22 protein-coding genes are annotated in these 22,666 nt (G+C 71.9%); 18 read left to right on the forward strand and 4 right to left on the reverse strand.

The window, feature by feature from the left end; all coding sequences use genetic code 11:
• The first annotated feature begins 54 nt into the window (after positions 1-54).
• Together ABT170_RS12920 and ABT170_RS12925 are read left to right on the forward strand one after the other, a co-directional pair.
• On the forward strand, positions 55-783 hold the full coding sequence (locus ABT170_RS12920) for an SseB family protein (protein WP_329945435.1): 729 nt from the start codon (positions 55-57) through the stop codon (positions 781-783).
• Between the two features lie 102 nt (positions 784-885).
• Positions 886-1,599 carry an MIP family channel protein gene (locus ABT170_RS12925; RefSeq protein ID WP_351866520.1) on the forward strand — a complete coding sequence of 238 codons (714 nt, stop codon included), beginning with the start codon at positions 886-888 and terminating at the stop codon, positions 1,597-1,599.
• A gap of 96 nt (positions 1,600-1,695) precedes the next feature.
• Here the strand turns inward: ABT170_RS12925 and ABT170_RS12930 are convergent, their stop codons facing one another.
• Positions 1,696-2,067: a DUF1844 domain-containing protein gene (locus ABT170_RS12930; protein ID WP_266929299.1), complete on the reverse strand. Its 372-nt coding sequence runs from the start codon at positions 2,065-2,067 to the stop codon at positions 1,696-1,698.
• Between the two features lie 387 nt (positions 2,068-2,454).
• On the opposite strand from ABT170_RS12930, the gene infC reads away from it, so the two are divergent.
• The 8 genes from infC (at position 2,455) to ABT170_RS12970 (ending at position 11,864) form a co-directional block, all read left to right on the forward strand.
• Positions 2,455-3,117 (forward strand): translation initiation factor IF-3, encoded by a 663-nt coding sequence (gene infC, locus ABT170_RS12935; RefSeq protein WP_329945598.1) that lies wholly within the window; start codon positions 2,455-2,457, stop codon positions 3,115-3,117.
• A 119-nt stretch (positions 3,118-3,236) separates the two neighbouring features.
• The gene (gene rpmI / locus ABT170_RS12940; RefSeq protein WP_003970213.1) at positions 3,237-3,431 is read left to right on the forward strand and encodes a 50S ribosomal protein L35; all 195 of its coding nucleotides are present in this window, start codon (positions 3,237-3,239) and stop codon (positions 3,429-3,431) included.
• Between the two features lie 106 nt (positions 3,432-3,537).
• Positions 3,538-3,921 (forward strand): 50S ribosomal protein L20, encoded by a 384-nt coding sequence (rplT, locus tag ABT170_RS12945; protein WP_003970214.1) that lies wholly within the window; start codon positions 3,538-3,540, stop codon positions 3,919-3,921.
• 115 nt (positions 3,922-4,036) lie between these two features.
• Positions 4,037-4,876, forward strand: coding sequence for a TrmH family RNA methyltransferase (locus ABT170_RS12950; protein WP_266929298.1), 840 nt, complete (start codon positions 4,037-4,039; stop codon positions 4,874-4,876).
• A 200-nt stretch (positions 4,877-5,076) separates the two neighbouring features.
• Positions 5,077-6,258, forward strand: coding sequence for a sensor histidine kinase (locus ABT170_RS12955; RefSeq protein WP_351866525.1), 1,182 nt, complete (start codon positions 5,077-5,079; stop codon positions 6,256-6,258).
• Positions 6,259-6,447: 189 nt separating this feature from the next.
• Positions 6,448-7,587 carry a phenylalanine--tRNA ligase subunit alpha gene (gene pheS, locus ABT170_RS12960; RefSeq protein ID WP_329945430.1) on the forward strand — a complete coding sequence of 380 codons (1,140 nt, stop codon included), beginning with the start codon at positions 6,448-6,450 and terminating at the stop codon, positions 7,585-7,587.
• The gene (gene pheT / locus ABT170_RS12965) at positions 7,587-10,100 is read left to right on the forward strand and encodes a phenylalanine--tRNA ligase subunit beta (protein ID WP_329945429.1); all 2,514 of its coding nucleotides are present in this window, start codon (positions 7,587-7,589) and stop codon (positions 10,098-10,100) included. The genes pheS and pheT overlap by 1 nt, the downstream gene beginning before the upstream one ends.
• 423 nt (positions 10,101-10,523) lie before the next feature.
• Entirely contained in the window at positions 10,524-11,864 is a 1,341-nt protein-coding gene (locus ABT170_RS12970) for an NsdA family TPR-like regulatory protein (RefSeq protein WP_329945428.1), read from the forward strand.
• 98 nt (positions 11,865-11,962) lie between these two features.
• On the opposite strand, the gene ABT170_RS12975 is transcribed toward ABT170_RS12970, so the two are convergent.
• Entirely contained in the window at positions 11,963-12,823 is an 861-nt protein-coding gene (locus tag ABT170_RS12975; protein WP_266929293.1) for a 3-hydroxybutyryl-CoA dehydrogenase, read from the reverse strand.
• Positions 12,824-13,026: 203 nt separating this feature from the next.
• Between ABT170_RS12975 and ABT170_RS12980 the strand changes: the two genes are divergently transcribed.
• A complete protein-coding gene (locus ABT170_RS12980) occupies positions 13,027-14,307 on the forward strand; it encodes a glycoside hydrolase family 10-like protein (RefSeq protein ID WP_329945421.1) in 1,281 nt (426 codons plus the stop codon).
• A 51-nt stretch (positions 14,308-14,358) separates the two neighbouring features.
• On the opposite strand, the gene ABT170_RS12985 is transcribed toward ABT170_RS12980, so the two are convergent.
• Positions 14,359-14,568: a DUF1918 domain-containing protein gene (locus ABT170_RS12985; RefSeq protein WP_329945420.1), complete on the reverse strand. Its 210-nt coding sequence runs from the start codon at positions 14,566-14,568 to the stop codon at positions 14,359-14,361.
• A 395-nt stretch (positions 14,569-14,963) separates the two neighbouring features.
• Between ABT170_RS12985 and ABT170_RS12990 the strand changes: the two genes are divergently transcribed.
• The 5 genes from ABT170_RS12990 (at position 14,964) to ABT170_RS13010 (ending at position 18,586) form a co-directional block, all read left to right on the forward strand.
• Positions 14,964-15,395 carry a GNAT family N-acetyltransferase gene (locus tag ABT170_RS12990; protein WP_329945419.1) on the forward strand — a complete coding sequence of 144 codons (432 nt, stop codon included), beginning with the start codon at positions 14,964-14,966 and terminating at the stop codon, positions 15,393-15,395.
• A gap of 59 nt (positions 15,396-15,454) precedes the next feature.
• Positions 15,455-16,030: a histidine phosphatase family protein gene (locus ABT170_RS12995; protein WP_351866531.1), complete on the forward strand. Its 576-nt coding sequence runs from the start codon at positions 15,455-15,457 to the stop codon at positions 16,028-16,030.
• Between the two features lie 95 nt (positions 16,031-16,125).
• Positions 16,126-17,313 carry a serine hydrolase domain-containing protein gene (locus ABT170_RS13000; RefSeq protein ID WP_351866534.1) on the forward strand — a complete coding sequence of 396 codons (1,188 nt, stop codon included), beginning with the start codon at positions 16,126-16,128 and terminating at the stop codon, positions 17,311-17,313.
• A gap of 56 nt (positions 17,314-17,369) precedes the next feature.
• Entirely contained in the window at positions 17,370-17,867 is a 498-nt protein-coding gene (locus ABT170_RS13005) for a peptidylprolyl isomerase (RefSeq protein WP_329945417.1), read from the forward strand.
• 203 nt (positions 17,868-18,070) lie between these two features.
• On the forward strand, positions 18,071-18,586 hold the full coding sequence (locus ABT170_RS13010; RefSeq protein ID WP_329945416.1) for a DUF6630 family protein: 516 nt from the start codon (positions 18,071-18,073) through the stop codon (positions 18,584-18,586).
• 113 nt (positions 18,587-18,699) lie between these two features.
• On the opposite strand, the gene ABT170_RS13015 is transcribed toward ABT170_RS13010, so the two are convergent.
• A complete protein-coding gene (locus ABT170_RS13015) occupies positions 18,700-19,563 on the reverse strand; it encodes an isocitrate lyase/PEP mutase family protein (RefSeq protein WP_502970510.1) in 864 nt (287 codons plus the stop codon).
• A gap of 265 nt (positions 19,564-19,828) precedes the next feature.
• Here ABT170_RS13015 and ABT170_RS13020 point away from each other — a divergent pair, with 265 nt between their 5' ends.
• Entirely contained in the window at positions 19,829-20,527 is a 699-nt protein-coding gene (locus ABT170_RS13020; RefSeq protein WP_329945597.1) for an alpha/beta hydrolase, read from the forward strand.
• Positions 20,528-20,955: 428 nt separating this feature from the next.
• Positions 20,956-22,497, forward strand: coding sequence for a hypothetical protein (locus tag ABT170_RS13025; protein ID WP_329945414.1), 1,542 nt, complete (start codon positions 20,956-20,958; stop codon positions 22,495-22,497).
• Positions 22,498-22,666: the final 169 nt, after the last annotated feature.

Consider the following 22,666-nt stretch of genomic DNA (forward strand, 5'->3'; position numbering starts at 1 on the left):
GTCCCGCCGCGACCTGTTGTCGGGGCGGCGGGAGGCAGGGACTACGCTCGTCCCGTGGCGCTCAAGAACATTCCGGACCCCGGTTTCTCCGACGACGACGGCACGGCCGCTCCCGCACTGACGGCGGCGCTCGCCGTCTGGTCCCAGGACCGTACGGCACTCGGCCCGGTCCTCGAAGCGCTCCGGGGCGCCCGGCTGCTCGTTCCCGTGGTCGCCGTCCTCGGCGAGGTCGAGGAGGACGAGAACGGGCTGCGCCGCGAGAAGACCAGCGACATGGCGGTGCCCACGCTCCAGGCCGGTGACCGGCGCGCGCTGCCCGCCTTCACCTCCACCGCCTCGCTGGCCCGCTGGGACCCCGAGGCCCGCCCCGTCGCCGTACCCCTGCACCAGGCGCTCCAGGCCGCCGCGCACGAGAAGGCCGACACCGTGGTGCTGGATCTCGCGGGGCCCGTCGCGTTCGAGCTGACCGGCCCGGCACTGCTGGCGCTGGCCGAGAACCGCACCAGTACCGACCCGCTCCAGGACCCGGCGGTCGTCGCGGCGGTACGTGACACCGTCGCCGCCGAACCCGCGGTCGTCCGTGCCCACCTGGGGCCGGGCCGGGCCGACGGCACCCTCGCGCTGGTTCTCGCGCCGGACGCCGTGCCCGCCGAGGCGGCCCGCCGCGTCGCCGAGGCGCTGTCGGCCAGCGAGGTCCTGCGGGCCAGGCTGGTACGCGGCCTCGATCTGGCGCTGCTGCCCGCCGGGACGGCCACCGAGGGTGTCCCGCTGTTCACTCGCTGATCGCCCGAACGGCTCAACGCGCGCATCTCGCTCCACACCGTGAGAATTGACGGGAAATCGGTTGAAACCTGCCGATCAACCCAGATCTCGCGAGGTGGTTGTATGCAGACGCGGACAGTGGTGTCGGAGTTCCTGGGCACGCTGCTGCTGGTCTTCTTCGCCGTCGGATCGGCGGTGCTCGCCGTCGAGTACATCGGGACGGTGGGCATCGCCCTCGCGTTCGGATTCACCCTGCTCGCGCTCGCCTACGCGCTGGGCCCGATCTCCGGATGCCATGTGAACCCCGCGGTCACGCTGGGGATGCTCGTGGCCCGTCGGATCGACCTCCGGACGGCCATCGAGTACTGGGTGGCCCAGTTCCTCGGCGCCATCGTGGGTGCGGCCCTGCTCTTCCTGCTCGCGAAGCAGGTTCCGGGGCTGAGGACGAGCGGCGCGTTCGGGAGCAACGGCTACGACGACCGGTCGGCCGTCGGGATCAACCTGGGCGGGGCCTTCCTCGCCGAGGTGGTGCTGACCTTCCTGCTGGTGTTCGTGGTGCTCGCGGTGACCCACAAGGTCGCGGTCGTCGGCTTCGACGGGCTCCCCATCGGGCTGTCCCTCGCGGTGATCCACCTGGTGGGCATCCCGCTGACCGGTACCTCGGTCAACCCGGCCCGGAGCCTCGGACCGGCCCTGTTCGCGGGCGGCGCGGCCCTCTCCCAGCTGTGGCTGTTCATCGTGGCGCCCCTGGTCGGCGGTGCTGTCGCGGCGTACGCGCACCGGCTGACCCATCCGGTGCCGGCCCAGGAGGCCGCCGGGCTCGGCGGGACCGGCTGAGCGGGGAAGGGGGCGCCGCCCCGGCCCGGACGCGAAGCGCGGGCCCGCCTCCGGTGAAGGGGGGGCGGGCCCGCGCGGTGGATCGTGGGGGAGCGGTCAGCCGTAGACCGGGCCGGTGTACTTCTCGCCGGGGCCCTGGCCGGGCTCGTCCGGTACCAGCGACGCCTCGCGGAACGCCAGCTGGAGCGACTTCAGGCCGTCCCGCAGCGGGGAGGCGTGGAAGGTGCTGATCTCCGTGGTGCTCGCGTCCAGCAGGCCGGCCAGCGCCTGGACCAGCTTGCGCGCCTCGTCCAGGTCCTTGTGCTGCTCGCCCTCCTCGGTCAGGCCGAGCTTCACGGCGGCCGCGCTCATCAGGTTGACGGCGACCGTGACGATCACCTCGACCGCGGGGACCTCCGCGATGTCGCGGGCCATGTCGTCGAAGCCGGGAGAAGCGGGAGAACCGGTGCTGGGGGTCGCGTCACTCATGCCCCACACGATAAGGCCAGGCCCGGACGTCACCGCCCGCGGGAGCCCGGAGCCGGGGGATTAGCGCACCCGCCATCGGGCTGCTAACCTTGTGTAACGACCGGCCGGACATCTATGTGCCCGGCCCACAAGTGGAGGCTCCGATCTCCCACCTGGCTGTCCTCGAAGGACAGCGGGTCACCGGTCAGGTGGCGACCATCGTTCCGTACGGACGATGGAGCCGCCCGATGCGCCCCGCGGTTGACCGCGGCGGTGTTCCGGTATTTCCAGGAGCCCCGCCTGTGTCCCGTCCGGGGCATTTTTGATGTTCCGGCTCGGTTGGTCTGACGAAACAGACGTTACGCGGCTGTCCGCCAGGCGGTCGCGTGGTGCTACCGAGGAGGATCCATCAGCGCCGAGCCCCGCATCAACGACCGGATTCGCGTTCCCGAGGTGCGACTTGTCGGTCCCAGCGGCGAGCAGGTCGGGATTGTTCCGCTTGCCAAGGCCCTGGAACTCGCACAGGAGTACGACCTCGACCTGGTCGAGGTGGCGGCGACCGCCCGTCCGCCCGTGTGCAAGCTCATGGACTACGGGAAGTTCAAGTACGAGTCGGCCATGAAGGCCCGTGAGGCGCGCAAGAACCAGGCGCACACGGTCATCAAGGAGATGAAGCTCCGGCCGAAGATCGACCCGCACGACTATGACACCAAGAAGGGTCACGTCGTCCGGTTCCTCAAGCAGGGCGACAAGGTCAAGATCACGATCATGTTCCGTGGTCGTGAGCAGTCCCGCCCCGAGCTGGGCTTCCGTCTGCTCCAGCGTCTCGCTTCGGATGTCGAGGACCTCGGTTTCATCGAGTCCAACCCGAAGCAGGACGGCCGGAACATGATCATGGTTCTGGGCCCGCACAAGAAGAAGACCGAAGCCATGGCCGAGGCCCGTGAGGCCCAGGCCGCCCGCAAGGCGGAGCGTCAGGGCTACGCGCCCGACGCCGAGTCCGAGGGTGAGGCTGCCGAGGCCCCGGCCGCGGCCGCCGAGGCTCCGAACGAGACACCTTCCGAGGCGTGACCTTCGGGGGCCGCCATCCAGGCGCCCCGGGTCCCCGCGGAATCCCATAGAGATCTGACGCCCCTGCAGTCCGGTGCCCGCACCGTGAGGGGCGCCACTGACGAGGAGAGAACGGCGCGATGCCGAAGAACAAGACGCACAGCGGTGCCAGCAAGCGCTTCAAGATCACCGGCTCCGGCAAGGTGCTCCGCGAGAGGGCCGGCAAGCGCCACCTGCTCGAGCACAAGTCGTCCAAGAAGACCCGCTCGCTGACCGGCACGGTCGTCGTGGCTCCGGCCGACGCCAAGAAGATCAAGAAGCTTCTCGGCAAGTGAGGTCCGGCCCCCGGTGAATCCGGGGGCGCGACCTCGATCACACCGGGACCAATTCGTTTCCGGGCCGTGTGAGGACAACCACGGCCCCGCTACAAGGAGTTAACAAGTGGCACGCGTCAAGCGGGCAGTCAACGCCCACAAGAAGCGCCGGGCAATTCTCGAAGCCGCCAGCGGCTACCGCGGTCAGCGCTCGCGCCTGTACCGCAAGGCCAAGGAGCAGGTCACCCACTCCCTGGTCTACAACTACAACGACCGCAAGAAGCGCAAGGGCGACTTCCGTCAGCTGTGGATCCAGCGCATCAACGCCGCTGCCCGCCAGAACGGCATGACGTACAACCGCCTCATCCAGGGTCTGAAGGCCGCCAACATCGAGGTGGACCGCAAGATCCTGGCCGAGCTCGCGGTCAACGACGCCAACGCGTTCGCCGCCCTCGTCGAGGTTGCCCAGAAGGCCCTCCCGAGCGACGTCAACGCCCCGAAGGCCGCCTGACCCAGGCCGCTCTTCCAGGTACCGAGCCGGACCCGCAGGCGTACACCGTCTGCGGGTCCGGTGCGTTGCACCACCTGAACCCCACCTCCGTACGCAGAGAGGCTCGCCGCCGACCATGGGCACCCCCGAACTGATCTCCCCGCGCTCGCCCCGTGTCACCGCCGCCCGGCGGCTGGCCAAGCGAAACTTCCGCGGCAAGGAGCGCCGGTTCATCGCCGAGGGGCCGCAGGCCGTGCGCGAGGCCGCCGGCCACCGGGGCAGCGACGGCGAGCCGACGCTCATCGAGCTGTTCGCCACCGTCGAGGCGGCCGAGCGCTACACCGACATCGTCGAGGCCGCCCACGCCGCGGGCGCCCGGGTGCACCTCGCCGACAGCGAGGTACTGGCCGATGTGTCGCAGACCGTCACCCCGCAGGGTCTGATCGGCGTCTGCCGCTTCCTGGACTCGCCGTTCGAACAGATCCTCGCCGCGAAGCCCACGCTGGTGGCCGTGCTCGCCAACGTACGGGACCCCGGGAACGCCGGTACGGTGCTGCGCTGCGCCGACGCGGCGGGCGCCGACGCGGTCGTGCTCACCGATGCCTCGGTGGACCTCTACAACCCGAAGTCGGTACGGGCGTCGGTCGGGTCGTTGTTCCATCTGCCGGTCGCCGTCGGCGTCCCCGTCGAGCACGCCGTGCGCGGACTGCGGGACGCGGGGGTGCGGATCCTCGCCGCCGACGGCGCGGGGGCCGACGACCTCGACGACGAGCTGGACGCGGGCACCATGGGCGGGCCCACCGCCTGGGTCTTCGGCAACGAGGCCTGGGGCCTCCCCGAGGAGACCCGCGCACTGGCCGACGCCGTGGTCCGGGTACCCATCCACGGCAAGGCGGAGAGCCTGAACCTCGCGACCGCCGCGGCCGTCTGTCTGTACGCCTCCGCACGGGCGCAGCGCCCCCGCCGTACCGCCTGAGCGGCCGTACCCGCCTGCCCGCGGTACCCCCGGAACCGGTGCACATGTGTTCACCGACGGTTACCGGCCACGGTCCGGGCCCGTGCCACCGGCGCACCGGCCGAGTGCGCCCCCGCAGGGTGTCGCTCGTTCCCCGACGACTAGTAGGGTGACGAACTCGGGGGCCCACTGCACCGGTTCGAGAGGTGGGGTACGGGAATATGGCTGTCGGCATGAGTCCGCGTCAGGCACACAAGGCGGTCGTGCGCACCGGCGCGGACCGGGACGGCACCGGCCCGGACATCACGGACACCACGGACAACGGCGGTGACCTCCGGGGCCTCCTTCCCGGCGTCGACCCGGACGACCTCCCCGACGGCCTCGTCGTCGCCGACGAGAGCGGCCGGGTCATCTGCTTCAACGCCGCCGCCGCCCGGATCACCGCCACCCCCGCCGCCGCCGCACTCGGCCGGTCCCTGGAGCACGCGCTGCCCCTGGAGGACCTCAAGGGGAAGCGCTGGTGGTCCCTGACGGACCCCTACGGGGGCCTCGCCACCCGGGGCGGACAGCCCGAGCGCAATCTCCTGCTGCCCGGTGGCCGTGAGGTCCTGGTCTCCGCACGGTACGTACGCGAACGGCCCACCGGCCCGGTGCGCCGGGTGGTGGTCTCCCTGCGCGGGACCGAGGCCCGCCGCCGTACCGAACGCAGCCACGCCGAGCTGATCGCCACGGTCGCCCATGAGCTGCGCTCCCCGCTGACCTCGGTCAAGGGCTTCACCGCGACGCTGCTCGCCAAGTGGGAGCGGTTCACCGACGACCAGAAGCGGCTCATGCTGGAGACCGTCGACGCCGACGCGGGCCGCGTCACCCGGCTCATCGCCGAACTGCTCGACATCTCCCGGATCGACTCCGGCCGCCTCGAACTGCGCCGTCAGCCCGTCGACATCTCCGCCGCCGTCGAACGCCACGTCCAGGCCCTCACCGCGAACGGCCAGGCGCCCGACCGCTTCCTCGTCCGCACCCGGCAGCCGCTGCCCGACCTGTGGGCCGACCCCGACAAGGTCGACCAGGTGCTCGGCAACCTGCTCGAAAACGCGGTGCGTCACGGCGAGGGAACCGTCACTATTGAGATCGCCCCCGCACCCGCGCCGGCGAACAACGACGAGACCGGGACGGAGGTCACCGTGAGCGACGAAGGTCCTGGCATCCCCGAGGAGTCGATGGGCCGCGTCTTCACCCGCTTCTGGCGGGGCAGCAAGCGCGGCGGGACCGGCCTGGGCCTGTACATCGTCAAGGGCATCGTCGAGGCCCACGGCGGCACGATCACCGTCGGCCGGGGGCCCGGCGGCGGCGCGGAGTTCCGATTTATTCTGCCCGTGAGCGCTCCGGGCTACTTGAGCTAGCAGAACCGTCGGACCGGGCGGCGGGGGCGACGGGCGGGCCCGACCGGCCCGCGGGCCCCCTCCGCTTCGCGCGGCCTTTAGACTCGACCATTGGCACCTTTGTGTCCTCCAGGCGTCGAGCGGAGCCACGGAGGTCCGGGGGTATCCCCCGGTAAGAGCAGTATCAGCCAATCGGAAGCACGGGAAGAGATGTCGGCACCGAACAAGTCGTACGACCCAGTCGAGGTCGAGGCACTGAAACCGGAAGAGATCGAGCGCCTGCGGGACGAGGCGTTCGCCGCCTTCGCCGCCGCGGGCGACCTCGACGCGCTCGCCCAGGCGAAGACCGCGCACACCGGAGGCACCTCGCCGCTGTCCCTCGCCAACCGCGAGATCGGAGCCCTGCCGCCGCAGGCCAAGGCCGAGGCGGGCAAGCGCGTGGGCCAGGCCCGCGGCGCCGTCTCCAAGGCCCTGGCCGCCCGCCAGGCGGAGCTGGAGGCCGAGCGCGACGCCCGGGTCCTGGTCGAGGAGGCGGTGGATGTCACGCTGCCCTACGACCGGACTCCGGCCGGCGCCCGCCACCCGCTCACGACCATCATGGAGCGCGTCGCGGACGTCTTCGTGGCCATGGGCTACGAGATCGCGGAGGGCCCCGAGGCCGAGGCGGAGTGGTTCAACTTCGACGCCCTGAACTTCGTGCCCGACCACCCGGCCCGGCAGATGCAGGACACCTTCTTCGTCCAGGGCACCACGCCCGAGGGCAGGCCGACCACGGGCGACGAGTCCGGTGTCGTCCTGCGTACGCACACCTCGCCGGTCCAGGCCCGCTCCCTGCTGGAGCGCAAGCCCCCCGTCTACGTCGTCTGCCCGGGGCGGGTCTACCGCACCGACGAGCTCGACGCCACGCACACCCCGGTCTTCCACCAGATCGAGCTGCTCGCGGTCGACGAGGGCCTGACCATGGCCGACCTCAAGGGCACCCTGGACCACATGGTCCAGGCGCTCTTCGGGCCGGACATGAAGACCCGGCTGCGGCCGAACTTCTTCCCGTTCACCGAGCCGTCCGCCGAGATGGACATGGTCTGCTACGTCTGCCGCGGCGAGTCCGTCGGCAACCCGGACCGCCCCTGCCGCACCTGCGGCAGCGAGGGCTGGATCGAGCTGGGCGGCTGCGGCATGGTCAACCCCAAGGTGCTCGTCGCCTGCGGTGTCGACCCTCAGAAGTACAGCGGATTCGCCTTCGGGTTCGGCATCGAACGGATGCTGATGTTCCGCCACAACGTCGAAGACATGCGAGACATGGTCGAGGGTGACGTCCGGTTCACCCGGCCGTTCGGGATGGAGATCTGATGCGCGTCCCGCTTTCCTGGCTGCGGGAGTACGTCGACCTGCCGGCGACGGAAACCGGCCGTGACGTACAGGCCAAGCTCGTCGCCGTCGGCCTGGAGGTCGAGACCGTCGAGCAGATCGGCGCCGGCCTCAAGGGCCCCCTGGTCGTCGGACAGGTCCTGACCATCGAGGAGCTGGAGGGCTTCAAGAAGCCCATCCGCTTCTGCACGGTGAACGTCGGCACCGCCAACGGCACCGGTGAGCCGCAGGAGATCGTCTGCGGAGCCCGTAACTTCTCCGTCGGCGACAAGGTCGTCGTGGTCCTGCCCGGCGCCGTGCTGCCCGGCGACTTCGCGATCGCCGCACGCAAGACGTACGGCAGGACCTCGCACGGCATGATCTGCTCCACCGACGAGCTCGGGATGGGCGACGACGGCACCCACGGCATCATCGTGCTGCCGCCGGAGCACGAGGCCGGTACCGACGCGATCGAGCTGCTCCAGCTCGTCGACGAGGTCCTCGACATCGCCGTCACGCCGGACCGGGGCTACTGCCTGTCCATGCGCGGTGTCGCCCGTGAGACGGCCATCGCCTACGGGCTTCCGCTGCGTGACCCGGCGCTCCTGGACGTGCCCGCGCCGAACGCGTACGGCTACCCGGTCAAGGTGGCCGACCCGATCGGCTGCGACCGCTTCACCGCGCGTACCGTCACCGGTCTGGACCCCGAGGCGCGTTCCCCGATCTGGATGCAGCGCCGTCTGCAGAAGGCCGGGATGCGCCCGATCTCGCTGGCCGTCGACATCACCAACTACGTGATGCTGGAGCTCGGCCAGCCGCTGCACGCCTACGACCGCACGCGGGTCGACGGGCCGATCGGGGTGCGCCGCGCCCAGCAGGGCGAGAAGCTCACCACTCTCGACGGCACCGTACGGGTGCTGGACGCCGCGGACCTGGTCATCACCGACAACCGCGGGCCGATCGGTCTCGCCGGTGTCATGGGCGGCGCCAACACCGAGATCGCCGACGCCCGGAACGGCGAGAGCCACACCACCGAGGTCGTCATCGAGGCCGCGCACTTCGACGCGATCTCGATCGCCCGGACCGCGCGCCGCCACAAGCTGTCCTCCGAGGCGTCCAAGCGCTTCGAGCGCGGCGTCGACCCGCAGGCCGCCGCCGCTGCCGCGCAGCGCACCGTCGACCTGCTGGTCCTCGTCGCCGGCGGCACCGCCGAGGCGGGTGTCACGGAGATCAGCGCCCCCTCGGCGCCCCGCACCATCGCGATGCCGGCCGACCACCCCGACCGGGTCGCCGGTATGGACTACGGCCGTGAGACCGTCGTGCGCCGCCTCCAGCAGGTCGGCTGCGACGTCTACGGGCAGGACGAGCTCATCGTCACGGTGCCGTCCTGGCGTCCCGACCTGAGCGAGCCGAACGACCTGGCCGAAGAGGTCATCCGGCTGGAGGGGTACGAGAACCTCCCGTCCACCCTGCCGACGCCGCCGTCCGGCCGCGGGCTCACCGACCGCCAGCGGCTGCACCGCCGTATCGGCCGGGTGCTCGCCGGATCGGGCTACGTCGAGGCGCTGAGCTACCCGTTCATCGGCGACGCAGTCCTGGACCAGCTCGGACTGGACGAGGACGACGCCCGCCGGCGTACGGTCAAGCTCGTCAACCCGCTGTCCGACGAGGAACCGGCACTGCGCACCACGCTGCTGCCCGGCCTCCTCGGCGCGCTGCGGCGCAACGACGGCCGCGGCAGCCACGACCTCGCGCTCTTCGAGACCGGGCTGGTCTTCCGGCCGACCGGCAAGGAGACCCGCGCCGTACGGCTGCCCGTCGACCGGCGGCCCTCCGCCGAGGAGATCGCCGCACTCGACGCCGCACTGCCGCGTCAGCCGCGCCGCGCCGCCGTGGTCCTCGCGGGCGCCCGCGAGCAGGCCGGCTGGTGGGGCAAGGGCCGCCTCGCCGACTGGGCGGACTCCGTCGAGGCCGCGCGGGCGATCGCCCGTGAGGCGGGCGTCGAGCTCATCGTCCGCGCCGACCAGCACCAGCCGTGGCACCCCGGCCGCTGCGCCGCGCTGTTCGTCACGGTGAACGGCGAGGAGACCCTGTTCGGTCACGCGGGCGAACTGCACCCGCGCGTCATCAAGGAGCTCCACCTGCCCGAGCGGACCTGCGCCATGGAGGTCGAGCTCGACGTCCTGGAGCAGGCCGTCGACGGCGCGCTCCAGGCGCCCCGGATCTCCACCTTCCCGGTGGCCACCCAGGACGTCGCGCTGATCGTCGCCCAGGACGTGCCCGCCGCCGAGGTGGAGCGCGCCCTGCGTGAGGGAGCGGGTGAACTCCTCGAATCGCTGCGGCTGTTCGACGTCTTCACCGGTGACCAGATCGGCGCGGACCGCAAGTCCCTGGCGTACGCGCTGCGGTTCCGCGCCGCGGACCGCACGCTGACCGTCGAGGAGGCCTCGGCCGCCCGTGACCGCGCGGTCGCCCTGGCCGCCGAGCGCACCGGCGCGGTGCTGCGCGGCGCCTGACGCACAGCACGGCCGCACAGCGGGGAGGGGCGTAACCGGTGCACCGGTTACGCCCCTCCCTCATGTCCCGCCGAGCGGCGTGGGGACCGCACGCGGACCCGGAGGCGGAACCGGGAGGAACTCGGTTCCGGCTTCGTTCCGCAGCCACCCTCCTCTTCGTTGGGCAGTGGGTCGTGCGGTCCGGCGCCGTCCGTCCGGCCACGGAGTGTCGGGCAGGCCGGCAGGGCGGACGGCGCGGGTGCGGGTCGTCGTCTGTACGAGGGGGAGCCGACGACCCGGCCGCCTCCGGCGGGGACGACCAAGTCAACCGATCCGGGACGGGGAGCGACAGGGCGCACAGCAGGATGGTTCGGGCATTCCGTTCACACCCCGTGTGAACCATGCTCCACTAGGGTCATTGCGACACGCACCATGGGGGGGGCAATGGAGCCCAACATCCTGCTCGAATCCCTGATCGACGAGGCAGGTGTGTCCCGGGCGGGGCTCGCCGGACACATCAACCGGGCGGGCCTGGCCCGCGGCCTGAACCTGCGCTACGAACACACGGCGGTGTCCCGCTGGCTCAAGGGGCAACGCCCGCGCGGCCAGGTGCCCGACCTCATCTGCGAGGTCCTCGGCGCCAGACTGCGGCGCCCGGTCGCGCTCGACGACATCGGCATGGGGCGCTCCGGCCCCGGCGCCGCGCCGCACGGCACCACACTGTCCTGCTTCGTCGACCGGGCCACCACACTGTGGCGCGGGGACGAACAGCACCGCCCGCACCTCGCCACCGCACCCGCGGTCACCGGCACGGCCGCGGTGATGCCGGTCTGGGAGTGGGAGAACCCGCCGGAGGACACGGATGTCTCCCGGCCGGGACCGGTCCGGGTGACCGCGGCCGGCATCGTGATGCTCAGGGCGGCCCGCGACCACTACGAGCAGATGTACCGCAGGGCGGGTGGCATCGTGACCCGCTCCCGTGTCGTCGGCTTCCTCAACGCCGAGGCGGCGCCCCTGCTGCGCGGCGGCTGCGGCGACGCGCTGGGCCGCCGGCTGCACCGGGCGACGGCCGGTCTGGTGGCCGTCGCGGGCATCTGCGCCTACGACTCCGACGCCCATGGCCCGGCGCAGCGCTACTTCCACCAGGCGCTGCGGCTGGCCAAGGCGAGCGGGGACCGGGGTCTGGGCGGCTATGTGATCGCGCTGCTGGTCAACCAGTCGCTGTTCCTGGCCGACTACCGGCGTTCGATCGCCTTCGCGGAGGCGGCGCTGCGGGCCGCCGGAGCGCACATCACCCCGGCGCTGGCCGCCGATCTGTACGCGATGCAGGCGAAGGCCTACGCCCGCCTCGGCGACTCCGCCGGGGCCCGGGCGTGCATCCGGCGCGCCGAGTCCCGGGCGGAGCGCATCAGCCCCGGCCGGGAGCCGGAGGAGACGGGATATGTCCAGCCGGGTCTGGTCGATGTGCAGGTGGCGGAGGCGCTGCTCGGCCTGGGAGACCTGTCGGCCGCCCGGGAGCACGCGGTCACCGCGGTGCGAGCCCCGGCGCACGACCGGGGCATGGTGCACCGCCTCGCCATGCTGACCCGGTTGGAACTCCTTCAGGGCGAGGCCGACCGGGCGGCGTGCACCGCCGTGCACATGGCCGAGAGGGCCCGGGGCATGGATTCCCGGCGGCTGCGCGACCGGCTGTCCTCGGTACGGGAGCAACTGGCGGCGAGCGGCTGTCCGGACGCCGCGCGGAGCGCCGAGATGATCGACGGGGCACTGCGCGTGCCGCTGTAGCCCTTCCGCCCGCTCCGCCACGAGTGCCCCTCGGGGCCGGGCCGGGGTGGTGCCCCGGCGGGCCCGGCGCGGTGAGCGTCGGGCCCGCGTACGGAGGGTCAGGCGTACGGGTAGAAGCCCGAGCCCGTCTTGCGGCCGAGGCGGCCGGCGTCCACCATGCGCTGGAGCAGCGGGGGAGCGGCGTACAGCGGCTCCTTGAACTCGGCGTACATCGAGTCGGCCACCGAGGCCACCGTGTCCAGACCGATCAGGTCGGCGAGCTTCAGCGGACCCATCGGGTGGGCGCAGCCGAGCTCCATGCCGTTGTCGATGTCCTCGCGGCTGGCGATGCCCGACTCGAACATCCGGATCGCGGAGAGCAGATACGGAATCAGCAGCGCGTTCACGACGAAACCGGACCGGTCCTGGGCGCGGATCGCGTGCTTGCCGAGCACGTCGTGGACGACCGACTCGGCGCGCGCGATGGTCTCGTCCGAGGTGGTCAGCGCCGGGATCAGCTCGACGAGCTTCTGCACCGGGGCCGGGTTGAAGAAGTGGATGCCGATGACCCGGTCGGGACGCGAGGTCGCGACGGCCAGCTTCACCAGCGGGATGGAGGAGGTGTTGGACGCCAGGATCGCGTCCTGCCGGGTCACCACCTGGTCGAGCACCTGGAAGATCTCGGTCTTGACCTGCTCGTTCTCCACGACGGCCTCGATGACGAGATCGCGGTCGGCGAACTCGCCGAGGTCGGTGGTGAAGCTGAGCCGGCCGAGGGTCTCGTCCCGCTCGGCTTCGGTGATCTTGCCGCGTTCGGCGGCCTTCGAGAGGGAGTTGTGCAGCCGGGTGCGGCCGATCTCCAGCGCCTCGCCGGTGGTCTCGGCCACCTTCACTTCGAGGCCGCTGCGTGCGCACACCTCCGCGATACCTGCGCCCATCTGGCCACAGCCCACCACCCCGACGCGTGCAATGTCGGCCATAGAGTCCGTCACCTCGTGCCTTTCGCCGTTCTCCGTATCGCAGGGTCCCGTGTGATTCCGGTGCCCGCGCCTCGACCCCCCGACGTTACTCCGCGACGCGGCCCCGCCGGTCCGCGGGTCAACCGGCTGCCAGAGGGCATGATGTGCGTCACGCAGTGCTACCGGTCGCGTACGAAGAGGCAGAGAGGTGGCGGGTGCAGGGAATGAGGCATCTGGGGAGAAGAGCGCTCGTGGCGGGCGCGGTCGCGCTGATCGCCGCGACGACGGCGGGCGGTGACGCCGCGGCGTCACCGGGTGCGGCGGCCCGCGACAGGGAGCGCGGCCCGAAGCCGCACAGGGCCGGTGGGCGCCGCCGCGCAGTGGCGCGGAACGATCTGCGCGGCATGTGGATCGCCACGGTCGCCAATCTGGACTGGCCCTCCGCGCCGGGCCGTACGGTGGCGGAGCAGAAGGCCGAGCTGACCGGGTATCTGGACAGGGCCGTCGCGCTCCGGCTCAACACCGTGGTGCTTCAGGTCAGGCCCACCGCCGACGCGCTGTGGCCCTCACCGTACGAACCGTGGGCCCAGTGCCTCACCGGCGTACAGGGCAAGGACCCGGGCTGGGACCCGCTGGGTACGGCGGTGCGCGAGGCGCACGCCCGCGGACTGGAGCTGCACGCCTGGTTCAACCCGTATCGGGTGGCGAACCACACGGATCCCTCCAGGCTCATCGCCACCCACCCGGCACGGCTGCACCCGGACTGGATCCTGCCGTACGGCGGGAAGCTCTACTACAACCCGGGGCTGCCCGAGGTCCGCGCCTTCGTCCAGGACGCGATGCTGGACGCGGTGCGCCGGTACGACATCGACGCGGTCCACTGGGACGACTACTTCTACCCCTATCCGGTGGCCGGCCAGGTCTTCGACGACGACGACGCGTACGCGCGCCACGGCGCGGGCTTCCCGGACCGGGCCGCCTGGCGCCGCGACAACATCGACCGGCTGGTGCGGGAGACGGCCGAGCGGATCAAGGCAGTCAAGCCGGGGGTCCGGTTCGGGATCAGCCCCTTCGGGGTGTGGCGCAACGCGGCGAGCGACCCGCGCGGCTCGGACACCCGGGCCGGTGTGGAGACGTACGACGACCTGTACGCCGACACCCGTAAGTGGATCAAGGAAGGCTGGATCGACTACATCTGCCCGCAGATCTACTGGAACCTCGGGTTCGCCGCAGCCGACTACGCCAAGCTGCTGCCCTGGTGGAACGAGACCGTACGGGGCACGGGCGTCGACCTCTATGTGGGGGAGGCGCTCTACAAGGCCGGTGACCCGGCCCAGCCCGCGGCCTGGCAGGATCCGGCCGAGCTGTCCCGCCACCTGACCTTCGCCCGTGACCTCGACGGCGTCGGCGGGCACATCTTCTTCTCGGGCAGGGCCGTACTGGCCGACCGCATCGGCGCGCTGGCGCGCGTGGCGGCCGATCACTATCCGAGCGCCGACGGCTGAACCGGCGGGGAGGGCCGGGGCCGCGGGCACGCGCCCCCGGCCCCTGCCCCTCTAGTACGGCTCCCGGTCCTGCTCCGCCGCGGTGTGCTGCACGACGCTGTCGGGCCCGGGTGACACCAGTGATTCGTGTCCGTCCGCGAAGCGCACACGGTACGGGGGAGCACCCCCGTCGCCGAGCACTTCGATGATCTCCGCGACACGGTCGTGCTGCCCCACGGTCCTGCCGTGCGTCAGCAGCCGGTCGCCGGCGTGTGCCTCCATCGGGAGTGACCTCCTCACGGATGGTGATCCATGTCGACAAGTCTATGACCGTACGCCGGGATCGCCTCCCGCGCCGGGTGGCCGCGAGACGGACGAGCACGGCCACCGCCGCGACCGGTGCGGTCACCGGCGCCGTCCCGTCGAGCGGGAAGGCCGAGCGGGAAGGCCGAGCGGCGGGCCGAGCGGGGAGAAGGACCGCGCCAGGTCGGCGGCGGCTGTGAGAGCGGGAGCCGACCGGCCCGGGGCGGCCCGGCCTGCGCCATCCCCGGGCGACCGGACGTACAGGCCGGGGAGGACGGACACCGCCGGGCGGGGATCGCGGAGGGCGTTCGCGGGCCGCGCACCGCCCGCTCGGGGCTCTTCGCCCGTCCCGCGCGGGGCGATAGCCTCCGGCCATGAGCGAAACTCCCGAGCACCGTTACGAGATCTCCTCCGACCCCGGCCGGCTCGACCCGGCCCGTATCCACCACTGGCTCTCCACCGACACCTACTGGGCGCTGGGACGCGCCCGCGAGCACCAGGACCGGGCCATCGCCGGATCGCTGAACTTCGGCGCGTACGACTCCGCGTCGGGCGAACAGGTCGCCTACGCCAGGGTCGTCACCGACCGGGCCACCTTCGCCTGGCTCTGCGATGTGTACGTCGACCGCTCGGCCCGCGGCCACGGTCTGGGCACCCGGATAGTGGAGGCCGTCCGCGACCACCTCGCCCCCACCGGCGTACGACGGCTGCTGCTGGCCACCGACGACGCCCACGGTGTGTACGAGAAGGTCGGTTTCACCGGACTGGACAACCCGGAGAAGTGGATGTCCCTCCGGCCCGCCTGATCCGGCACCCCGGGTCCGCCCCCTTGACCGGCGTGGCGTTCGGCCCCACGATCACCGCCATGAGTGTTCGATTCTGCCTGGTCGCCGCGGCGCGCAGCTCCTCCCTGCTGGCCGAGCGCTTCGACGACGACCGGCCGCTCGACCACGCCGGCTGGCACGAGATCCAGCTGGTCGCGCACACCCTGGTGCCACTCGGCAGGGCCGAACTGCGCTACTGCTCGCCCACCCCGCGCAGTCGCGCGACCGGCGACGCGCTCGGCTTCGCGCCGATGGCGCAGCCCGCCCTCCGGGACTGCGACATGGGCCGCTGGCGGGGTCTGACCCTGGCCGAGGTCACCGCCCGTGAACCGGCCGCCGTCGACGCCTGGCTCGCCGACCCGCGCTCGGCCCCGCACGGCGGTGAATCGCTGCACGCCTTCATCTCGCGGATAGGGGGCTGGCTGGACACCCGCCCCGCCCTCGACGGTCTCATCGTCGCGGTCGCCGAACCGGCGGTGATCCGTGCCGCCCTGGTCTACGCGCTGAACGCCCCGCCGCCGGCGTACTGGAACGTGGACGTCCGCCCGCTCTCCACCCTCAGGCTGACCGGTCTCCCGGGCCGCTGGAACGTGAACCTCGAAGCCGGTGCCGGCTGACCTGCCGCGCCGGTGCCTTTGTTCCGGTCCGACCGGTCGGTACGTTACGGGCAGCAGGGCTCCCGCGGGCGTGGGCCCCGGACGAGGAGGCCAGGGTGCCGCAGATCCAGGGGCATTGCGACGAACGGTTCGCCGCGGTGCGGGAGGCGTTCGAGCGGAACTTCACGGAGCGCGGCGAGCTGGGTGCGGCCGTCACCGTCCTGGTCGACGGGGCACCGGTGGCCGATCTCTGGGGCGGCTGGGCGGACGCGGCCGGGACCCGCCGCTGGGAGCGGGACACCCTCGTCAACGTCTGGTCCACCGGCAAGGGGCCCATGGCCCTCTGCGCCCACCTCCTGGCCGACCGTGGCCTGCTCGACCTGGACGCGCCGGTCGCCGTGTACTGGCCGGAGTTCGCCGCCGCCGGCAAGGGATCCGTCCTCGTACGCCACCTTCTCTCGCACCGGGCCGGCCTGGCCGGACTCCGGGAGCCGCACACCCTGGCGGAGCTGTACGACTGGGAGCTGACCTGTGCCCGGCTGGCGGCCACCGAACCCTGGTGGGAGCCCGGCACCCGGTCCGGCTACCACGCGCTCACCTACGGTTTCCTGGTCGGTGAGGTGGTCCGCCGGATCAGCGGGCTGATGCCCGGGGAGTTCCTGCGGCGGGAGATCACCGGGCCGCTCGGCATCGACTTCACCTTCGGGCTCCCGGAGGAGGACACGGACCGCGTCGCCGAACTCGTCCAGTCGAAGCCCCGGAGGGATGAGGGGAGCGAGCACTTCGCTCGGATGCGGCCGGTGGCCATCGCCTCCCTCGCCAACCCCGCCACCGGTGCGGCCGTGGCCGGCACAGCGCGGTGGCGGTCCGCCGAGATCCCCGCGGCCAACGGCCACGGGACGGCCCGCGCGGTCGCCTCCCTGTACGGCATCGTCGCCGGACGCGGCAGTACGGCCGGCCACCGCGTCCTGTCCGGGAGGGCGGCCGAACGGGTCCGCGAGGGCCAGGGCAGCTGCCGGGACCTGGTGCTCGGCCCCGGCTTCGCCCATGAGACCGAGATCGGACTCGGCCTGTGGCTGAGCGGCCCGAACCGCTCGTACGGCCCCAACCCCGCGGCGGTCGGCCACGACGGCGCGGGCGGCTCCTGCGGCCTGGCGGACCCGGAGGCCGGAGTCGCGCTCGGCTATGTCATGAACCGTATGGGTACGCGCATCGTGGACGACCCGCGCAAGAGAGCGCTGGTCGAGGCGGTGTACGCGGCGCTCCTGCGGCCGGGCGGGCGGCCCCGGAGTCCGGCTCGGTGATTCATCGGCCGTCCCCGGGTTTCACCTGTGGTTGTCAGGAGTGTGAGGATGTCTCCATGACAACCAAGGTCTTCTTCGACATCACCATCAACGACGAGCCCGCGGGGCGGATCAACTTCAACCTGTTCGACGACGTCGTGCCCAGGACGGCGGACAACTTCCGTGCCCTGGCCACCGGCGAGAAGGGCTTCGGCTACAAGGGCTCCTCCTTCCACCGGGTCATTCCGGACTTCATGCTCCAGGGCGGCGACTTCACCCGGGGCGACGGCACGGGCGGCAAGAGCATCTACGGCGACAAGTTCGCCGACGAGAACTTCAAGCTCACCCACGACCGTCCCGGTCTGCTGTCGATGGCCAACGCCGGACCGAACTCCAACGGTTCGCAGTTCTTCATCACGACCGTCGTGACCTCCTGGCTGGACGGCAAGCACGTCGTCTTCGGCGAGGTGGACGGCGAGGACAGCATGGAGCTGGTCCGCAGGATCGAGAGCCTGGGCACGCCGAACGGCCGTACCCGCGCCAAGGTCACCATCGCCGACTGCGGCGTTCTCTGACCCTTCCAGGACCTGTACGGGCCCGCGGCCGAGCCGGCCGGCCGACGTAGCACCGTCGGCCGGCGCCTCGCCCCGGGCGGCCGGGCCGGGCTGTGCCCGGCCCGTTGTCGTACCCGTGTGGAAGGGTGCCTCCCGGACGCCGAACGGGGTGTCCGCATCCGTGTCCAGGCCGCAGCCGCCCGGCTGCCGAAGGAGTCCGCACCATGTCCGGCACCGACGCCGTCCGTACGTCCCTCGAAGCCATCGCCGCCCTGCTGGCGCCCGCCTGTCCGGCAGTCGCCGAGCGCGCGCTGTACGCCCATGACGACCCCGCCGGCTACCTCCGCGACCACGCGGACGGGCTTGAGGACCGGGGCATCGACGAGCCCGTCGCGAACCTCGCCTGGATAGCGCTCATCGACGCGCTCACCGAGAACGGGCTGCTCGCGGAGTTCGACTGGAAAGAGGACCCCGGCGAGATCCGCTCCGCGCTCGGCCGACTGGAGTCCCGCCCGTCCGTCGACCCCTGGGTGCTGTTCGACGCCGACGAGATGCTCCTGCCGACCTTCGACTTCCTGGAGGTGTGCGGCCGTCACTACCGGGAGGTCGGGGCCGCGACGGCCGTCCTCGACATCGAGTCCGACTGCTATCCCGTGGTGATCGTGCGTGCCGCGCGGGCCCAGGAGCTGACCGCGCTCGCCAGGAGCGCGGGATTCACCGTCCTGAGCCCCGGCGCGTGACGACCGTCGCCCGTCGCCCGTGAACCGGTGAACTGGTGAACCCGTGGGTCCGTGAGCCCGTGAGCCCGTGAACCCGTGGGTCCGTGGGACCAGGGTGGCCCGCGGGAGGGCCCTCAGGCCTGGGGGGAGGCCGCGGTACGGCCGGTCATCGCGGCATTGACGGTCTCGTACGGGAGCCCGTCGGCGAATGCCGTGCTCGTACCGCTGGTGAGGAGTTCACGCGCGCTGCGGGAGACCACGGCGTAGGCGGCCTCGGCGATCGCGGATCCCGCGCTGACCCGGGCGACCCCGAGCTTCGCCAGCGCGGGGACGGGGAGCGCACCGGGTCCGGTCAGCAGGTTCAGCGGCGCCGGTACGCCCTCGGCCAGGGCCGACACCGTCTCCTCGTCGAACGCGCCGAGGACGAACACCCCGTCCGCGCCCGCCTCGACATAGACGCGCGCCCGGTCCAGGGTCTCGCGCAGCCAGGAGTCCGGCTGCGCGGCCCGCAGCCGGTGGGTGTCGATCCGCGCGTTGAGGAAGAGCGGCACCCCCGCCGCGTCCGCGGCGGACCGCGCCGCCGCGATGCGCTCCGCCTGCTCGGACGGGTGCCGCAGCAGGTGTGGCCCGGTCCGGAGCGAGTCCTCCAGATTGACACCGGCCGCACCCGCGTCGAGCACGCCGGCGATGGTGTCGGCGAGTTCCGCCGGGGTCCGGGCGAAGCCGCTCTCGATATCGGCGGTGACGGGGACGTCGACCGCCGCGGCGATCCGGGAGATGAGCCCGAGCGCCGCATCGCGGTCCAGCCGGTCGCCGTCGGCCGCGCCCAGCGACCAGGCCACGCCCGCGCTGGTGGTGGCGACGGCCGCGGCACCGGCCGCCTCGACGAGCCGAGCGGAGGCCACGTCCCAGGCGTTGGGCAGCACCAGCGGCCTGCCCGGCACATGCAGCGAGCGGAGCCGGCGCGCGTGGTCGTGAAGGGACGTCATAGTGATCATTTCCTCGGCTCAGGGGCCCGCTCCGTGCGGGCCCGGACGGAACGGGGCATTCTCTCCCGCCGCCCTTCGGGCGCGCACCTCCATTGGCGGGGCCGCCGGGCCCGCCACGGGCGCGACGCCGCTTATCACCGCCGCGCGTCCTTGGGTCCCCGCCCCGGGCCCCTGTGCGCGGGGGCACGCGCCTCTCGGATGGCAGGGGCGGCGGGCCGGTCCTAGCGTGGGCGGCACGTGTCGCGGAACCCCCTCGGAGAGTTGGTGCGTGGAGATGACGGACGGACCCACGATCGTCCTGGTCCATGGATTCTGGGGCGGGGCCGCCCACTGGGGGCATGTGATCACCGAGCTGGACCGGCGCGGTCACGGCTCGCTCCGGGCGGTGGAGATGCCCCTCACCTCGCTGGCCGAGGACGCCGAGCGCACCCGCAGGATGGTCCGCCAGGTGGAGGGCCCCGTCCTGCTGGTCGGCCACTCGTACGGCGGCGCGGTCATCACCGAGGCGGGCGACCTGCCCCAGGTCACCGGGCTCGTCTACATCGCCGCGTTCGCCCCGGACGCGGGTGAGAGCCCCGGTGGGATCACCCAGGAACACCCGCCCGCCGCGGCCGACAACCTCGCCCCGGACTCGGACGGCTATCTGTGGGTCGCCCAGGACAAGTTCCACGAGAGCTTCTGCCAGGATCTGCCCGCCGACGAGGCCCGGGTCATGGCCGTCACCCAGAAGGCCCCGCTCGCCTCCACCTTCGGCGACGCCGTCACCGCTCCGGCCTGGCGGGCCAAGCCCTCCTGGTACCAGGTCTCCACCGAGGACCGCATGATCCACCCCGACAACCAGCGCCGCATGGCCGCGCGCATGAACCCCCGGCGGACCGTCGAACTCGCCGCCGGCCACGCGTCCCTGGCCTCCCGGCCCGGGGCCGTCGCCGACCTCATCGAGGCCGCGGCCGACGACCGAGGCACCGGCTGAGACCTCCCGGCTGAGACCTCCCGAACGGGACCTGCCGGACCGGCCGTCCTGATCCGTTCCCGCCGGCGCGTGACCGTTCGTCCTGCGCGGACCACGGAGAACCGAGGGTGGCGCGTGGGGGGAGCGCGCGGGTAGCGCGCCGTAGTTCGATCTTTCTGCGCCTATGTCACGCCTGGTCAGATTGCCGGGCGCGCTCTCACACTGTGTGTCGGCCCGCCCGGGCTGTCGTCGGCACTGCGCCGCCCCCGGGTGAGAGGGCGCATGCGGGCTCAACGTAGCGGCATGCGCGTGCGGAAGGCCGAAATTTCCGGGTGGTAGCAGATATGAGTCATCAGAGTTGGCCGATTTTCGCCGTATGCGCTCACGCCGGGGAGCGGGCGGCGGATTTCGGCGCACAATTCCAGGCGCCTCTCGGTGAGGTGGCCGGCGTGGATTCCCTGATCCGTACGGCCTATGGATACTTCGCGGCGCTCGGTTCGCATGTTCCGGCAGCGCCGTCCGGGTTCTGCGGCTGCGGTCACGGGCGGGACATGGTGTGCGCGGAGTGCGGCGGGCGCTGGCTGGCCGCCGCGTACCGGGCGGCGGAGATTCCCGAGAAATCCAGTCGTGGCGCCTTTCTGGAGGATCTGCTGAGGGCGGGGAACGAGAATGCTTCCGGGATTACCAAGGCGGCGATTCTGGGCAGCGTTCTCAAAGTGGTGGGTGATGTGCTGCGGGAGTGGCACCGGGAAAGTCACTTCGAATATCCCGGAGGTGGCGAAAGGATTTCGCTGCTCGGCAGGAATCCGTTTCTGCGGCCCGCTCCGGAGTTGTGCGCCGACCATGTCGGCGAATGCGCGATTCTGGTGCTGACCAGCGGATTCCCACTCGCCCGCGACCGTTCGGATCTTTGGGCGGCATCGCGGCTGGGCCTGGGCTGGGCGTGTGACTATCAGGGCGGGGACCATTACGGATACGCGGACTGGCTGAAGGTGCAGCGGGAGACGACGCTGCCGGGCCGGGTGCGTGACGCGGAGGAGGCGGTGTGCCTCGGACTCAGTCAGGGCGTGGACTCCGGCGGACGGGTGGACGCGCACTGGCTGTGCGATGTCGCCCTGCCCGCGGGAGTGGACGCGCTGCCGATCCTGCTGGGCTCCGAACTCGTCAACTTCGGAATCCTCGGCGATGTCGAGTCCGACTGCGAGGAGTTCGCGCGCAGTGTGGTCGCCCGCCTCGGAGTGATGATCATCTGCAGCAGTGTCGACATCGTGGACGAGGCCATGTGCGGGGAGCGCAATCTCCTCGACACCCTCTGCGAGTCCGGTGCCCGGGGCGCGGTCGGCTGGGCGGTGGAGCGGATCCGCGACGACGCGTGGTCCCCGGCCGAGACGGACGCCTGGGCCCTGTGGAGCCACTACGTCTGGCTGGGCCAGCGCCACCGGTTCGTGTTCCGGGGGATGCCGGAGCGTACACAGGCCGCGCTGGCGACGAGCTGGAAGGACTCCGACACCCTGCCCACGCTGCTGCGGACCCAGCGGGAGTACCTCGCCACCGTGGTGGCCGACCCGGAGCTGCTGGTGGCCTGCGACTGCTGCGACCACGTCGCCCTGGCCCGCGAGATGACGGCCTGGCTGAAGGCGGCGAACGGCTCGGTCGATGTGCGGGACGAAGGGCAGCTCGCGTTCCTCAAGCTCGTGGACGCGTGCGGGATCAACGAGTGCGACACCTGGCATCGCAGCATCCTCGACCTGTGCCCGTCGCTGCGGGAGCGGCACCGGGTCCTCCTGCGGTCCCTGGTCCGCGACGTCCGGAAGTTCACGGCGGGGCTGGATCACTACGTGGCGTACCTCAAGGGCGCGGACTGCCGCTTCCTGCCCGTCCGGCCGCAATGGATCGCGCACGAGGTGTCGGCGGACCTGTGCGCGAAGCACCACGGGTATCTGATGCGGGCCGCGCGGAGCGAGCGCCTGGAGCCGGCCGGGGGCCGATGACCCGCCGAATACCGGGCGAACGCCGACCGGCCGCGCACGGGTCCGACGGGCCGTCGGGAACGTTCGGGCGGGCCGCCTGGAACACTGAAGGGCCCGGACGCGATGTCCGGGCCCGGCGCCGCTCCCGTACCGCCCCGGAAATTCTTTGCATAAAAGTGCGGCACTGCGT

Source organism: Streptomyces sp. NPDC001787, assembly GCF_040297465.1.
Lineage (GTDB): Bacteria > Actinomycetota > Actinomycetes > Streptomycetales > Streptomycetaceae > Streptomyces.